Raw genomic sequence first — 15096 nt, forward strand, 5'->3', positions numbered from 1 at the left:
GTCGCGGCTGTCACGGCCTCGGTAGCCGCCACGGTCGTCATCGCGGCGCGGGCCACGGTCGTCGCGGCGGAAGCCGCCACCGGTGCCACCACGGCTGTCGTCACGACGGAAGCCACCGCGGTCGTCGCGGCTGTCACGGCCTCGGTAGCCACCGCGGTCGTCGTCACGGCGCGGAGCCGGACGCTCATCGCGGCGGTCGTCGCGACGGAACCCGCCACGGTCGTCATCGCGACGCGGGGCCGGACGGTCGTCGCGACGGCCGTAACCGCCACCGGAGGGACGGCCACCACGGTCGTCATCACGACGGAAGGAAGGACGCTCGTCACGACGGTCATCGCGACGGAACCCGCCACGGTCGTCATCACGACGCGGGGCCGGACGCTCGTCACGACGGTCGTCACGACGGAAGCCGCCACCGGCGCCACCACGATTGTCGTCACGACGGCCGTAACCGCCACCGGACGGACGGCCACCACGGTCGTCATCACGACGGAAGGAAGGACGCTCGTCACGACGGTCATCGCGACGGAACCCGCCACGGTCGTCATCACGACGCGGGGCCGGACGCTCATCGCGACGGTCGTCACGACGGAAGCCACCACCGGAGGGACGGCCACCACGGTCGTCGTCACGACGGAAGGAAGGACGCTCGTCGCGACGCGGGCCACGGTCATCGCGGCGGTCGTCGCGGCGGAACCCGCCACGGTCGTCATCGCGGCGCGGGGCCGGTGTTAAGCACGCCGCCAGCGTTCGTCCTGAGCCAGGATCAAACTCTCCATGAATGTTTACCGGTAATCCGGTGCACACACACGAAAGAGCGGAACGAACCAGTCGGAATAAGACCAGTCGTCCTCAGCGTCCTCGCTGTGTTGTTGCCACCCGCAAGCGGATGGACTTTTCAAAGGAACCTCCAACCCGCCATCACTGGCAGGCCGGGGTTGTCAATCTGGCGTTGACTTTTGGCACGCTGTTGAGTTCTCAAGGTACGGACGCTTCCTTTGTTCCCGTTTCCGGGCCCTCCGGGCGCTTCCTTCGTTTCCGACTCTATCAGACTCTTTCGTGTCCGATTCCCGGTCGGCGGGATTTGCTTTCAGGGTTTTCGCTTTCGCGGTTTCCCTTTCGGCGTGGTCACTACTTTAGCTGATTTCCCGGGCGGCTCATAATCGAGCCACTGAATCCGAATTCCGGCATGCCGAAACAAGGACCCGTTGGGGTCAGTCGTAGGTAGTGGGTGGCCGCTTCGGGTTGCTGAACAGCAGGGCCCGTCTCAAGCGGCTCGGGCTACGTTAGGCCTCCGGCAAGGCCGAGTCAAGTTGCGCGTCGGCGTGGCTGGTGCGGCCGGTACGGACTGACTGTCGGGTCGTCAGAGATCCAGAACCGCCAGGGATGTGGGGCGCCCTCGCCGCCCACGCCGGTGCGCGGTCCGCTGCGTACCAGGTCGGTGGGTGGCGGGGTCCCCGTAAGTACGGAGAGGGGCGCGTCCGTGCCGGTGCAGACGTCCGTGCCGTCGAGGGCCCGGTCGACGTCGAGGGCCGTGGCCAGCCGGGCCGGGCCTTTGGCCAGTTCCTTGTCATTTCGGGCCGAGATTCGACGTTTACGCGCGAGCTCCGCGCCTACCTGGATCTCTCCCGCCCGCAGCAGCACCCCGCTCGCCGCACCCTCCGGGCCGCACACCACGTTCAGGCAGTGCCACATCCCGTACGTGAAGTAGACGTACGCGTGGCCGGGCGGGCCGAACATCACGCCGTTGCGGGCCGTGCGGCCGCGGAAGGCGTGCGACCCGGGGTCGTTCGCGCCGTCGTACGCCTCCACCTCCGTGAGCCTCAGCTCGACCGGGCCCTCGGCGGTGAGGCGCACGAGGGTGCGGCCGAGGAGGTCGGGGGCGACCTCCAGGACAGGGCGGTCGAAGAATCCGCGAGGCAGTGGCGTACGTTCGGGGGCCGCGATCATGGCGTCCGAGGGTACCGGCTGGGGGGACGGAACCGGAGGCCGTGGTTTTGCGTTTAGTGGGGGCAGGATCTATGGAGGGAACAGCATGGGATTCAAGCGTCTGCTTGCGAGTCTGGGTGCCGGTGGCGCTTCGGTGGAGACCGAGCTGACCGAGGCGAACGTGGTGCCGGGCGGTTTCGTCCAGGGCGAGGTGCGGATCCAGGGCGGATCCGTGGACCAGATGATCGAGGGTCTCTCGGTCGGGCTCCAGGCACGTGTCGAGGTCGAGGGCGGTGACCACGAGGCCAAGCAGGACATCGAGTTCACCAAGCTGCGGCTCGGCGGCGCGTTCGAGGTGAAGGCGGGCGCGGTGCACGTGGTGCCGTTCGGCCTGGAGATTCCGTGGGAGACGCCGGTCACGACGGTCGACGGTCAGCCGCTGCGCGGGATGCACATCGGGGTGACGACGGAGCTGGAGATCGCGCGCGCCGTGGACTCGGGTGACCTGGACCCGATCAACGTGCACCCGCTGCCGGCGCAGCAGGCGATCCTCAACGCCTTCATCCAGCTGGGCTTCCGCTTCAAGAGCGCGGACATGGAGCGCGGCCACATCCGCGGCACGCGCCAGCGGCTGCCGTTCTACCAGGAGATCGAGTTCTACGCGCCGTCGGAGTACCGCGGCCTCAACCAGGTGGAGCTGACCTTCGTCGCGGACGACCGCGCGATGGACGTGGTCCTGGAGATGGACAAGAAGCCGGGGCTGTTCAGCGAGGGCAGCGACTCGTACCGCTCCTTCCAGGTGGGTCTGCACGACTACCAGGGGACTGACTGGGCGGCGTATCTGCACCAGTGGCTGGCGGAGGTCGGCGGCCGGCGCAACTGGTTCTAGGCTCGGCCCCGATCCCTGGATACCGATCTGCTGGATACCGATCAGGAGGTGCTCGCGTGAGCGAGCTCAAGAGGCCGCCGCTCCCCCATGACTTCCACCCCGAGGTGCCCTCGTTCACCGTGGTGAGCGAGGACGTCCAGGAGGGTGCGCCGCTGCAGGACGCGCAGGTGTACGCGGCCGGGAACACCTCTCCCCACCTTCGGTGGGAGGGGTTCCCGGCGGACACCGAGAGCTTCGCGGTGACCTGCTTCGACCCGGACGCGCCCACGGGCAGCGGGTTCTGGCACTGGGTGGTGTTCGACATCCCGGCGTCGGTGACCGAGCTGCCGGTCGGCGCGGGCAGCGGGAAGTTCGAGGGTCTGCCGGCCGGGGCGGTCCAGGTCCGCAATGACTACGGGTCGAAGGACTTCGGCGGGGCGGCTCCGCCGGCCGGGGAGTCCCACCGCTATGTCTTCACCGTGTACGCGGTGGATTCCGCGAAGCTGGGGCCGGACGCGGAGGCGTCGCCCGCCGTGGTCGGATTCCATCTGCGGTTCCACACTCTGGCACGCGCACAGCTGATCGGTACGTACACCGGTCCCTCGAACAGCTGACTCCGGGTAGCTGATCGTTCCTTCATTGTTTGCCCTGCTCTGGTCTTGGAGAGATCAGAGCAGGGCATTTTTAATGCGTTGTCCGTCGTGGCCGGCCCGGCCAGAGTTGATCCAAGCCCGCCAGGGGGTGGGCCGGCACTACGCGGAGGTGGGCATGATGCGGGACACGCTGGTACTGAACGCGAGCTTCGAGCCGCTCTCGACGGTCACTCTCAACCGTGCGGTCGTGCTGATCCTCCAGGACAAGGCCGTCGTCGAGCAGGAGCATCCCGAGCTCAGGATGCGGGCCGCCGCGGTCGAGATACCGGTGCCGCGGGTGATCAGACTCTGCCGGTACGTACGGGTGCCCTTCCGAAGACAGGCTCCGTGGTCGAGAAAGGGGGTGCTGGTCCGGGACCAGCACCGGTGCGCGTACTGCGGGCGGCGCGCGACGACCGTGGACCACGTGGTGCCGCGGGCCCAGGGCGGGCGCGACAGCTGGCTCAACACGGTGGCGTCCTGCGCCGAGGACAACCACCGCAAGGCGGACCGGACGCCGGACGAGGCGGGGATGCCGCTGCTGCGTGAGCCGTTCGTGCCGTCGCCCGCTGATGCGATGCTGCTGGCCATGGCCGCCGGGGATCGCTCCGCTCTGCCCGAGTGGCTGGCTCGGGGGGCGGCGTAACGGTGTGTGGAGAAGGGGGCCCATCGCGAAAGCGGTGGGCCCCCTTCTCCACATCTCAGCGCAGCACCAGCTGAACGATCGCCACCACGCCGACCGCGATGATCACCCCTCGGAGCACCGCGGGCTTCAGGCGGCGGCCCACCTTGGCGCCGATCTGGCCGCCCAGGGTCGAGCCGACCGCGATGAGCAGCACGGCGGTCCAGTCGAAGTCGGCGACGAAGAGGAAGAAGACCGCGGCGACCCCGTTGACCAGGGCCGCGAGGATGTTCTTGACCGCGTTGATCCGCTGCAGGCTCTCGGGGAGCAGCAGGCCCATCAGGGAGAGGTAGAGGACGCCCTGGGCCGCGCCGAAGTAGCCCCCGTACACACTGGCGAGGAAGAGGCCGACGAGCAGGACGGGGCCGCCGTCGGGGTGGGCCTGGGTGCCGGTGGCCTCGCGGTGGCGCTTGACGGCGGCGGCGATGCGCGGCTGGAACAGGACGAGCAGCAGCGCGAGGCCGACCAGTACGGGGACGATCGCGTCGAACGCGTCGGACGGCAGCGCGAGCAGCAGGATCGCGCCGAGCAGCCCGCCGAGCAGGCCGGTGGAGGCGAGGCGGACGATGCGGCGGGTCTGGCCGCGCAGTTCGCGGCGGTAGCCGATGGCTCCGCTGATGGAGCCGGAGACCAGACCGAGGGTGTTGGACACGTTCGCCGTGATCGGCGGGAGACCGGTGGCCAGCAGCACGGGGAAGGTGATCAGGGTGCCTGAGCCGACGATCGTGTTGATGGTGCCGGCGCCGATGCCGGCCGCGAAGATCGCGAGTGCTTCCCAGATGGACAACGCCATCTCCTTACACAATCAGTGAGACGCCTCCCCGCCATGGAGGTCGAGGGGCCGCACTGATCATGCACGGATGGTGTACGACGCAGTCAACTGGTGTCAGTCGACGGGCGGTTCTTCGCGGCGCTCGGATCCCGTGTTGAAGCCGGACATCCCGCTGCCGAGGTTGCCGAACGCGCCGGACAGGCCCTTGAGCGCGTCGCCGATCTCGCTGGGCACGATCCAGAGCTTGTTGGCGTCTCCCTCGGCGATCTTCGGGAGCATCTGGAGGTACTGGTACGAGAGGAGCTTCTGGTCGGGGTCGCCCGCGTGGATGGACTCGAAGACGGTGCGGATCGCCTGGGCCTCGCCCTCGGCGCGCAGTGCGGCGGCCTTGGCCTCGCCTTCGGCGCGCAGGATCGCGGACTGCTTCTCGCCCTCGGCGCGCAGGATCTCGGACTGCCGGACACCCTCGGCCTGGAGGATCGCGGCGCGCTTGTCACGGTCGGCGCGCATCTGCTTCTCCATCGAGTCCTGGATGGAGGTCGGCGGCTCGATCGCCTTCAGCTCGACGCGGTTGACGCGGATGCCCCACTTGCCGGTGGCCTCGTCGAGGACGCCGCGCAGGGCCGCGTTGATCTCCTCACGGGAGGTGAGGGTCCGCTCCAGGTCCATGCCGCCGATGATGTTGCGGAGGGTGGTGACGGTGAGCTGTTCGATCGCCTGGATGTAGCTGGCGACCTCGTACGTGGCGGCGCGGGCGTCGGTCACCTGGTAGTAGATGACGGTGTCGATGTTGACGACCAGGTTGTCCTGGGTGATCACCGGCTGCGGCGGGAACGGCACGACCTGCTCGCGGAGGTCGATGCGGTTGCGGATCGAGTCGATGAAGGGGACGACGATGTTCAGGCCCGCGTTCAGCGTCCTCGTATAGCGGCCGAAGCGCTCCACGATCGCGGCGCTGGCCTGCGGGATCACCTGGATGGTCTTGATCAGGGCGATGAAGACCAGCACCACCAGAATGATCAGGACGATGATGATCGCTGACATCGCGTTCCCCGTGCCTTTCTTGCCTCTAGGAAGTGCCCGGCAGCTGTGCGGCTCCCGGCCCGGATGATCCTGGCATGGTTCACATGACGATGGCAGTCGCTCCGTCGATCTCGACCACATCGACCTGCTGACCGGGTTCGAACGACTGGCCGCCGTCGAGGGTGCGGGCCGACCAGACCTCGCCCGCGAGCTTGATCCGGCCGCCGCTGCCGTCGACTCTCTCCAGGACGACGGCCTGACGGCCCTTCAGTGCGTCGATGCCGGTGGCGAGACGGGGCCGCTCGGCGCTGTGCCGGGCCGCGATGGGCCGGACGACGGCGATCAGGGCCACCGAGACCACGACGAAGACGAGGACCTGCCCGACGGTTCCGAGCCCCAGGCCCGCGCCCACGGCCGCGGCGACCGCGCCGACGGCCAGCATGCCGAATTCCGGCATGGCGGTCAGCACCAGGGGAATCCCGAGACCAGCCGCCGCGATCAGCCACCCAACCCATGCGTCCACGAGTTCATGGTAGGTCCGGGCACCCCGTCACGGACAGTGCACCTGCGATCCGCGAGGGGTCAGGCGAGCGGGAGGCCGGTGGCCGAGTAGCGCTCGCCGCGGTGCTCGACGACGAGCGGGAGCCCGAAGCAGAGGGAGAGGTTGCGGGAGGTGAGCTCGGTCTCCATGGGGCCCGCGGCGAGCACCTTGCCCTGACGGATCATGAGGACGTGGGTGAAGCCGGGGGCGATCTCCTCGACGTGGTGCGTGACCATGACCATCGAGGGCGCGTACGGGTCGCGGGCGAGGCGGCCGAGGCGGCGGACCAGATCCTCGCGGCCGCCCAGGTCGAGACCGGCGGCCGGCTCGTCGAGGAGCAGCAGCTCGGGGTCGGTCATCATGGCGCGGGCGATCAGGGTGCGCTTGCGCTCGCCCTCGGAGAGGGTGCCGAACTTCCGGTCGAGGTAGTCGGTCATACCGAGCCGGTCGAGGAAGGCGCGGGCGCGCTCCTCGTCGACGGCGTCGTACTGCTCCTGCCAGGTGGCGGTCATGCCGTACGCGGCGGTGAGCACCGTCTGGAGCACGGTCTGGCGCTTGGGCAGCTTGTCGGCCATGGCGACGCCGGCCACGCCGATGCGGGGGCGCAGCTCGAAGACGTCGACCTTGCCGAGCGGGTCGCCGAGGATCTTCGCCGTACCGGTGGTCGGGAAGAGGTAGCTGGAGGCGATGTTGAGGAGGGTGGTCTTGCCGGCGCCGTTGGGGCCGAGGATCACCCAGCGCTCGCCCTCCTTGACCGACCAGGAGACGTCGTCCACCAGAGCGCGTCCGTCGCGGACCACGGATACGTCCACCAGCTCCAGTACATCGCTCATGAGCGCGTTGTCTCCCCATGCAATCGTCTTGAGGTCCGGGCTGTGCCTGTGCGCAGGGTCCCGGGGAAGTCTCCCAGGGAAAACCTACGCCACTGCGGGAGTGGACCTGCCGTGAGGGCCAGTACCTAGGCTGGGTCCATGTTCTCGGAACCACGTTCAGGTCGGCTGGCCGCATGGGGAAATGCCCTGTTGGCCGGGAAAGTTTCACCGGATGACGCCGCGTCGGCGATCGTCGGCGACGACACGGGGCGGGACCGTGGTCGCCGCCGCGCCCTCGGTCGCCTCTCGGCGCCCGCCGAAGGTGCCGGAGGGGCTGCGGGACCTCGCGGGCGGCCACCCCGACCCCGCCTTCCTGCCCGAACTGCCCGCGCCGGTGCGGATGACGGCCGGCGCCCGGTCGCACCGGGCGACTCCCCGGCTTCCTTTGCTGGAGGAGCGTGTCCAGGAGTGGCTGGGCGCCGACGGCGTGCCGAACGGGTCGGTGACCTTCGCCCATGGCGCGCTCGACTGCGTGGCCCGGCTGCTCACCACCGAGCTGCGGCCCGGCGACGCGGTGGCCATGGAGGACCCCGGCTACCACCATCTGCTCGACCTGGTGCAGGTGATGGGGCTGCGTACGGTCCCGGTCGCCGTCGACGACGAGGGGATGCGGCCCGAGGCCCTGCGCGAGGCGCTGCGGGCCGGGGCGCGGGCCGTGGTGTGCAGCCCGCGGGCGCAGAACCCGTACGGCGGCTGCTTCTCCGAGCGGCGCCGGGACGAGCTGGTGGAGGTGCTGCGGGGGGCTCCCGAGGTGCTGGTGATCGAGAACGACCACGCCGCGGAGATCGCGGGGGCGCCGCTGCACACCCTGACGGAGGGCGGGCGGCTGGCCCGCTGGGCGCATGTGCGCACGGTGACGAAGTACCTGGGCACGGACCTGCGGTGGGCCGCCGCCGCCTGTGACCCGGCGACGCTGGCGCGGCACGACGGCCGGCTGCTGCTGACCTCCGGCTGGGTCAGCCATCTGCTCCAGGGCACGGTCCTCGGGCTGCTCACCGACCGGATGGCGCAGGAGCTCGTGCACCGCGCGCGTGACGCCTACGGAGAGCGGCGCCGCGCACTGGCGGGCGAGCTGGAGCGGCGCGGGATCGCCTCGCACGGGGCGAGCGGGATGAACCTGTGGGTGCCGGTGCGGGACGAGTCCGCGGTGGTGAACGGGCTGCGCTCGCGCGGGTGGTGGGTCGCCGCCGGGGCACGGTTCCGGATCGCTTCGGGGGCCGGTGTACGGATCACCGCGGCGGGACTGGAGCCGGCCGAGGCGGCCCGGCTGGCCTCGGACTTCGGCGAGGTGCTGGGCGAGTCCGAGGCCACGTACGGAGGGTGAGAGGCCGCGCCCCGGCCCTGTGGGCGGCCGGGGCGCACTCCGGTCAGCCGTGCTTGCGGGCCACCGCCTCGTAGAAGCGCAGCAGGTCGAGGTTGTCGACCGAGCCCGGGTTGACCGCCTTCTCCAGCGGCGTGCCCTGGAGCAGGCGCTTGACCGGCACCTCGATGCGCTTGCCCGTCAGTGTGTGCGGCACACCCGGGACTTCGATGATCTCGTCCGGGACGTGGCGCGGGGAGAGCTGCTCCCGGATCGCCTGCTTGACCTTCGTACGGAGGGCGTCGTCCAGGACGGCGCCCTCGGCGAGGTGGACGAAGAGCGGCATCCAGTAGCCGCCGTCCGGCTCTTCGAGGCCGATGACCAGGGACTCGCGGATCTCCGGGAGGCGTTCGACGACTTCGTAGATGTCGGCCGACCCCATACGGACGCCCTGGCGGTTGAGGGTGGAGTCGGAACGGCCGTGGATGACGACCGAGCCGTGGTCGGTGATCGTGATCCAGTCGCCGTGGCGCCACACGCCGGGGAACATCTCGAAGTAGCTGTCGCGGTAGCGGCTGCCGTCCGGGTCGTTCCAGAACCGGATCGGCATGGAGGGCATCGGGTTGACCACGACCAGCTCGCCCACCTCGCCCGTCACCGGCTTGCCCTGCGGGTCCCAGGCCTGCAGATCCGTGCCCAGACAGGCGGCCTGGAGCTCGCCGATGTGCACGGGGAGCGTGGGGACGGCTCCCGCGAAGCAGGAGCACACATCGGTGCCGCCGCTGACCGAGGCGATCCAAAGGTCCTCGCGGACCTCGTCGTGCAGCCAGCGGAAGCCGTCGGGCGGGAGCGGCGAGCCGGTGGTGGCGACGCACTTCACGCGCGAGAGGTCGTGGTCGCGGGACGGGTGCACGTCCGCCTTGCCGCAGGCCATCACATAGGCGGCGGAGGTGCCGAAGAGGGTGGCGCCGGTGCGCTCGGCGATGGCCCACTGGGCGCCGGTCTCCGGGAAGCCCGGGCTGCCGTCGTACAGGACGACCGTGGTGCCGGTCAGCAGGCCGGAGACGAGGAAGTTCCACATCATCCAGCCGGTGGAGGTGTACCAGAAGAAGCGGTCCTCGGGGCCCAGGTCGCAGTGGAGGCCGAGCTGCTTGAAGTGTTCGAGGAGGATGCCGCCCTGGGACTGGACGATGGCCTTGGGCAGGCCGGTCGTGCCGGAGGAGTAGAGCACCCAGAGCGGGTGGTCGAAGGGAACTTGCTCGAAGACCGGCTCGTTGTCACTCTCAGTGAGCGAGGACCAGTCGAGAGTTCCTTGGGGGGCAGGGGTGCCGAGCAGCGGGATGTGGACGACGGCGCGCAGGGTGGGCAGTTCACGGCGGAGCTCCGCGACGACGTCGCTCCGGTCGTGCTCCTTGCCGCCGTAGCGGTAGCCGTCGACGGTGAACAGGACGACGGGTTCGACCTGCTGGAACCGGTCGAGGACGCTGCGCGCGCCGAAGTCGGGGGCGCAGGACGTCCACACGGCGCCGACGGCCGCGGTGGCCAGGAGCGCGGTGACGGCCTGCGGGATGTTCGGCAGATACCCGCTGACGCGGTCGCCGGGCCGTACGCCGAGGGCGCGCAGCTCGGCGGCGAGCGAGCCGACCTGGCGGCGCAGCTCCGCCCAGCTGGTGGCGACGGGCTCGTGCCTCTCGTCGACGTGGAGCAGCGCGGCGTCGTCGGCGCGGGCCGGGTCCTCGGCGGTGCGCAGCGCGTGCTCGGCGTAGTTGAGGGTGGCGCCGGGGAACCACTGGGCGCCCGGCATCGACCGGTCGCCGAGCACCGTTTCGTACGGGGTGGAGAAGCGCACGTCGAACCAGTCGGCGACAGCCTTCCAGAAGGTGTCGAGTTCGGCGACGGACCAGCGGTGCAGCGCCTCGTAGCCGCCCTCGGCGGGTGCGCCGTACCGCTCGGCGGCCCAGGTCTGGAACGCGGTGATCCGCGCCCCGGCGATGCGGTCGGGGCCCGGCTGCCACAGGGGCGCGGGCTGCGGCGCGGCGTTCGCTGGTGAGGTCATGGGTCGGCTCCCGGGCTGGTACGCGTCGTGTGCGTGTGCCGCGCGCACACGCGTAGGGGTGTGCGCATGCGGCGGCTCACAGGGACCATGCCATGTGATCGTCTTCCGCACCAGGGTGTCCCGCCCATAGTCCGGCAGCTGTCGATGTGGTGCCACCACGGGTGAACGGAAGTTGAACGAAGCACACAGCTCATGAGGCGGATGGCAGGGTGAGCCGCATGGACGGCAATGACCTGGTGCGCTCGGTGAAAGCGGTCGGCTCGGTGCAGGGGCTGCGGGCGGTCCGCTCGGCCCTGCGGCGGCGCCGTGCGGACGCGTGGGGGCTGCCCGCACGCGGCCCCGAGCGCGCCCGGGTGCCCGGTCAGGTGCGGGATGCGGAGCCCCGGCCGGGTGGTGGCGTGGTGCGGTTCGCGCGCTCCGAGCTGGAGGTGCGGGTGGCGTCGGGCGGCGCCGTGTTCTGGGGCTGGGACGGAGCCGGTCCGGAGCCGTCCTACGCGCTCGCCGGGCCCGCGCCCGAGCCCGACGCGCGCGCCGTCCTGGAGCCCGACACGGACGGCGGCTGGCGGGTGGTCTCCGAACGGGTGATGGTGGCGGTGTCCCGGCACGGGGCCGTGGAGGTGCGCACCCCTGGCGGCGTGGTCCTCCGCCGCGAGCTGCCGCCGCGCTGGTGGGAGCCGGTCGGCGGCGGTCCCGCGCGCTGGGTGCAGCGCTCCGAAGTCCCCGCCGACGCGCGCGTGTTCGGGCTCGGCGGGCGGGCGGACGGCCCCCGGCTGCGCGACCGGGCGTACCGGCTGTGGAACTCGGACCCGCGCGGCGGCTTCGCCCCCGGCGACGACCCGCTGTACATCACGATGCCGGTGCAGCTGGTGGTGGCGGACGCCGGGACCCATCTGGCGTTCTACGACAACACCTGGGACGGCCGGGTCCTGCTGCGCGAGGGCGAGGAGGGTGCCGGGTCCGGGCACGACCGGCACGGGAGCAGCGAGCTGCGGATGGAGGGCGGGCCGCTGCGCTGCTGGGTGGTGGCGGGCACCCCCGCGCGCGTGCTGCAGGGATGGACGGCGCTGACCGGCGCGCCCGCGCTGCCGCCGTCGTGGGCGCTCGGCCCGCAGCACGCCCGCTGGGGCTTCGGCAGCGAGGCCGAGGTGCGCCGGGTCGTGGCCGGGTACCGCGAGCACGGGCTGCCGCTGTCCGCGCTCCATCTGGACATCGACCACTACGACGCCCACCAGGTGTTCACGGTCGACCGCGAGCACTTCCCGGATCTGCCCCGGCTCGCCAAGGACCTGGCCGAGGACGGTGTGCGGCTGGTGTCGATCGTCGACCCGGCGGTGAAGGCGCAGCGCGGCAACGCGGTGTACGAGGGCGGTCTCGCGGCGGACGCGTTCGTGCGGGACGCGCGCGGCGACGAGGTGCGGGGCGTGGTCTGGCCGGGCGAGTGCGCGTATCCCGACTTCACCGATCCACGCGCGCGTGAGTGGTGGGGCGGGCTCTACCAGGAGCGGCTCGACCAGGGCTTCGCCGGGGTGTGGCACGACATGAAGGGGCTGTCGGCGGAACCCTGCCCGTGCGGCCGGCGCGCACCGCCGACGTGGGACAGCGACGCAGCGGACTGTGAGGGGACGGAAGATCATGCCGGTAGCGATCATCACGGGGGCTTCGAAGGGGCTCGGGCGGGCGCTCGCGGGGGCGCTGGCCGCACGCGGCTGGGACCTCGTCCTGGACGCCAGGACCGCGTCCGTACTACAGGAGACGGCCGGGGAGCTGGCGCGGCCCGGGGCGAAGGTCGTGGCGCTCGCCGGGGACGTGACGGACGCCGTGCACCGCCGGGCGCTGGTGGTGGCGGCAGCGGAGCTGGGCGGGCTCGACCTGCTGGTGCACAACGCGAGCGCGCTGGGCGCCGAGCCGCTGGTGCCGCTGGAGCGGCAGGGCCTGGACGGCTTCCGGGCGGCTCTGGAGACCAATGTCGTGGCGGCGCTCGGGCTCGTACAGGAGTCGCTCGGCCTGCTGCGGAGCTCGAAGGCGGGCGCGGTGCTCGCGGTCAGTTCGGACGCGGCGGCCGAGGCCTATGCGACCTGGGGCGGGTACGGGGCGTCCAAGGCGGCGCTCGACCAGCTGGCGGCCGTGCTCGCGGTGGAGGAGCCGGGGCTGCGGGTGTGGGCGGTGGACCCGGGCGACATGCGCACCGATCTGTACCGGGCGGCCGTGCCGGGCGACGAGGAGGGGCGGCCGGAGCCGGAGACGGTGGTACCGGGCTTCCTGAGCCTGATCGAGCGGCGCCCGGTGAGCGGGCGGTACACGGCTGCCGCGCTGGTGGAGGTGGCCCGATGAGGCAGCGCGCCACGGCGCGGTGGGCGCGATGACGGCGGACATCGCCGTCCGGGTGCCCGAGGAGCTGATGGCCTCGGTGCCCGCCGAGGTGCGCGGCTCGGGGCGGGACGACGTACGGCTGCTGGTGTCGCGCGGCACCGAGGTCTCCCATCACACCTTCCGGGAGCTGGCCGGACAGCTGCGGGCCGGTGACGTCCTGGTCGTCAACACCTCGGCGACCATGCCGTCCGCCGTGGACGGCACGGTGGACGGCGAGCGGGTGGTGGTGCACTTCTCGACGCTGGGCCCGGACGGGCGCTGGGCGGTCGAGCTGCGCGCTCCGCAGCCCTCGGGCAGCACCCGGCGGCGTACCGGTACGCGCGCGTGGACGACGGTGGCGCTGCCGGGCGGGCGGCGCCTGGTGCTGGAGGAGGCGCTGAGCGCGGACGGGGACCGGCTGTGGTGGGCCCGGGCGGACACCTCGGACGTGCCGGGGCTGCTGGTGAGGTACGGGCGGCCGATCCGGTACGCGTACACGGCGGGCGACCAGCCGCTGTCCGCGTACCAGACGGTCTTCGCGCTGCCCTCGGCGGACGGGGTGGGCTCGGCGGAGATGCCGAGCGCGGCGCGGCCCTTCACGGTGGAGCTCGTCGCGGAGCTGGTGCGGCGCGGGGTGCAGTTCGCGCCGCTCACCCTGCACACGGGGGTGGCCTCGGCACAGGCGCACGAGCCGCCGTATCCGGAGCGGTTCGAGGTGCCGGTGTCCACGGCGCGGCTGGTGAACGCGGCGCGCGCCGGGGGCGGGCGGATCGTGGCGGTGGGGACCACGGCGGTGCGGGCGCTGGAGTCGGCCGCCGGGGCGGACGGGATCGTACGGGCCGCGTCGGGGTTGACGGATCTGGTGGTGACGCCCGAGCGCGGGGTACGCGTGGTGGACGGGCTGCTGACCGGGCTGCACGAACCGGAGGCCTCGCATCTGCTGATGCTGGAGGCGCTCGCGGGGCGGGCGGCGGTGGGCGCCGCGTACGCCGAGGCGCTGAGCGGGCTCTATCTCTGGCACGAGTTCGGCGACGTCCACCTCATCCTTCCGGACGAGAACCCTTACGCACCGAATTGCTCATGCAACTGATGGTGAGACTGTTACGTGGTCGATGTGAGCCCGCGCATAGGACGCACATCACTTACGAAGCAGCATAGTGGAGGCATAAAGGCCCTGTGAGCGGGGTGAGCAGGGGCGGGAGGCGCGTTTTCCCCGCCCCTGATCCACTATCTCGGTTCGTACGTCACACCTTTGCCACAGGATTTTGCGGCCGCTAAGAATGGCTCCCGTCGCACAGCGCTGCGGCTCACCGCCGCGGCGCTTTCGTGTGCCGTCCCCGCCATTCGGAAGAGGTCCCACAACCATGCCCGAGTCCAGCAACCCTGGTCACAGTCGTCTGAACAAGACGCACAAGATCTCGATTGCCGGTGTCGCCGCCCTCGGCGCCGCCGCCCTCGCCTTCTCTGTCCTGCCGGGCAGTGGCGAGTCGGGTACCGCCGTGGCCGCCGAGCCCGTCGCCTTCTCCGTGACCGCCGCCGGCACCAACGCGAAGGCCGTCGAGGCGAACATCGCCAAGCAGCACGTCACCGCCGCCAAGCAGGCCAAGGCGAAGGCCGCGGCCGACGCGAAGGCCAAGGCCGAGGCCGAGGCGAAGAAGCGCGCGGCCGAGGCCGCCGCGAGCCGCGCCGCCGCCCGCAAGCCGGTGTACGCCAACAACCTGGACGGCTGGATCCGCGAGTCCCTGGACATCATGAAGTCCAAGGGCATCCCGGGTTCGTACAACGGTCTGTACCGCAACATCATGCGTGAGTCGACCGGCAACCCGAACGCCATCAACGGCTGGGACATCAACGCCATCAACGGTGTCCCGTCGAAGGGTCTGCTCCAGGTCATCCAGCCGACCTTCACCGCGTACCACGTGGCCGGCACGTCGTGGAACATCTACGACCCGGTCGCCAACATCACCGCCGCCGCCAACTACGCGGCGGACAAGTACGGCTCGATGGACAACGTCAACGGCGCCTACTGACCGAGGCCGACGGCACACGAAAGGGCGGCACCCCGTGCGGGG

General features: G+C 71.0%; 13 protein-coding genes and 2 pseudogenes. 8 read left to right on the top strand and 7 right to left on the bottom strand.

Going from position 1 to position 15096, the window contains the following annotated elements; translation table 11 throughout:
• Positions 1 to 54: 54 nt before the first annotated feature.
• Positions 55 to 693, bottom strand: a pseudogene (locus tag A8W25_RS06445) (tetratricopeptide repeat protein); the annotation flags it as partial.
• A 615-nt stretch (positions 694 to 1308) separates the two neighbouring features.
• Positions 1309 to 1950, bottom strand: a complete 642-nt coding sequence (locus A8W25_RS06450) for a DNA-3-methyladenine glycosylase (RefSeq protein WP_067157370.1) — start codon at positions 1948 to 1950, stop codon at positions 1309 to 1311.
• A gap of 85 nt (positions 1951 to 2035) precedes the next feature.
• On the opposite strand from A8W25_RS06450, the gene A8W25_RS06455 reads away from it, so the two are divergent.
• The 3 genes from A8W25_RS06455 (at position 2036) to A8W25_RS06465 (ending at position 4075) form a co-directional block, all read left to right on the top strand.
• Positions 2036 to 2818, top strand: coding sequence for a sporulation protein (locus tag A8W25_RS06455; RefSeq protein ID WP_067157373.1), 783 nt, complete (start codon positions 2036 to 2038; stop codon positions 2816 to 2818).
• Positions 2819 to 2874: 56 nt separating this feature from the next.
• Positions 2875 to 3411, top strand: a complete 537-nt coding sequence (locus A8W25_RS06460) for a YbhB/YbcL family Raf kinase inhibitor-like protein (protein ID WP_067157376.1) — start codon at positions 2875 to 2877, stop codon at positions 3409 to 3411.
• A gap of 157 nt (positions 3412 to 3568) precedes the next feature.
• Positions 3569 to 4075, top strand: a complete 507-nt coding sequence (locus A8W25_RS06465; RefSeq protein ID WP_067160699.1) for an HNH endonuclease — start codon at positions 3569 to 3571, stop codon at positions 4073 to 4075.
• A gap of 55 nt (positions 4076 to 4130) precedes the next feature.
• Here the strand turns inward: A8W25_RS06465 and A8W25_RS06470 are convergent, their stop codons facing one another.
• The 4 genes from A8W25_RS06470 to A8W25_RS06485 all read right to left on the bottom strand — a co-directional run bounded on the left by A8W25_RS06470 (position 4131) and on the right by A8W25_RS06485 (position 7280).
• Positions 4131 to 4904 carry a sulfite exporter TauE/SafE family protein gene (locus tag A8W25_RS06470; protein WP_067157379.1) on the bottom strand — a complete coding sequence of 258 codons (774 nt, stop codon included), beginning with the start codon at positions 4902 to 4904 and terminating at the stop codon, positions 4131 to 4133.
• A gap of 93 nt (positions 4905 to 4997) precedes the next feature.
• Positions 4998 to 5927, bottom strand: coding sequence for an SPFH domain-containing protein (locus tag A8W25_RS06475; protein ID WP_067157382.1), 930 nt, complete (start codon positions 5925 to 5927; stop codon positions 4998 to 5000).
• Between the two features lie 79 nt (positions 5928 to 6006).
• Positions 6007 to 6429: an NfeD family protein gene (locus A8W25_RS06480; RefSeq protein WP_067157385.1), complete on the bottom strand. Its 423-nt coding sequence runs from the start codon at positions 6427 to 6429 to the stop codon at positions 6007 to 6009.
• 59 nt (positions 6430 to 6488) lie between these two features.
• On the bottom strand, positions 6489 to 7280 hold the full coding sequence (locus A8W25_RS06485; protein ID WP_067157388.1) for an ABC transporter ATP-binding protein: 792 nt from the start codon (positions 7278 to 7280) through the stop codon (positions 6489 to 6491).
• A gap of 256 nt (positions 7281 to 7536) precedes the next feature.
• Between A8W25_RS06485 and A8W25_RS06490 the strand changes: the two genes are divergently transcribed.
• Positions 7537 to 8643, top strand: coding sequence for an aminotransferase class I/II-fold pyridoxal phosphate-dependent enzyme (locus tag A8W25_RS06490; protein ID WP_234386309.1), 1107 nt, complete (start codon positions 7537 to 7539; stop codon positions 8641 to 8643).
• Between the two features lie 43 nt (positions 8644 to 8686).
• On the opposite strand, the gene A8W25_RS06495 is transcribed toward A8W25_RS06490, so the two are convergent.
• Positions 8687 to 10675, bottom strand: coding sequence for an acetoacetate--CoA ligase (locus A8W25_RS06495; protein WP_067157391.1), 1989 nt, complete (start codon positions 10673 to 10675; stop codon positions 8687 to 8689).
• Between the two features lie 218 nt (positions 10676 to 10893).
• Here A8W25_RS06495 and A8W25_RS32010 point away from each other — a divergent pair.
• The 4 genes and pseudogenes from A8W25_RS32010 to A8W25_RS06510 all read left to right on the top strand — a co-directional run.
• Positions 10894 to 12219, top strand: a pseudogene (locus tag A8W25_RS32010) (TIM-barrel domain-containing protein); the annotation flags it as partial.
• A gap of 88 nt (positions 12220 to 12307) precedes the next feature.
• A complete protein-coding gene (locus tag A8W25_RS06500; RefSeq protein WP_067157394.1) occupies positions 12308 to 13006 on the top strand; it encodes an SDR family NAD(P)-dependent oxidoreductase in 699 nt (232 codons plus the stop codon).
• 28 nt (positions 13007 to 13034) lie between these two features.
• Positions 13035 to 14114, top strand: a complete 1080-nt coding sequence (locus tag A8W25_RS06505) for an S-adenosylmethionine:tRNA ribosyltransferase-isomerase (RefSeq protein WP_067157397.1) — start codon at positions 13035 to 13037, stop codon at positions 14112 to 14114.
• Between the two features lie 274 nt (positions 14115 to 14388).
• Positions 14389 to 15054 (top strand): transglycosylase SLT domain-containing protein, encoded by a 666-nt coding sequence (locus tag A8W25_RS06510; protein WP_067157400.1) that lies wholly within the window; start codon positions 14389 to 14391, stop codon positions 15052 to 15054.
• Positions 15055 to 15096 lie beyond the last annotated feature (42 nt).

The organism is Streptomyces sp. ERV7, assembly GCF_001653515.1.
GTDB lineage: Bacteria > Actinomycetota > Actinomycetes > Streptomycetales > Streptomycetaceae > Streptomyces.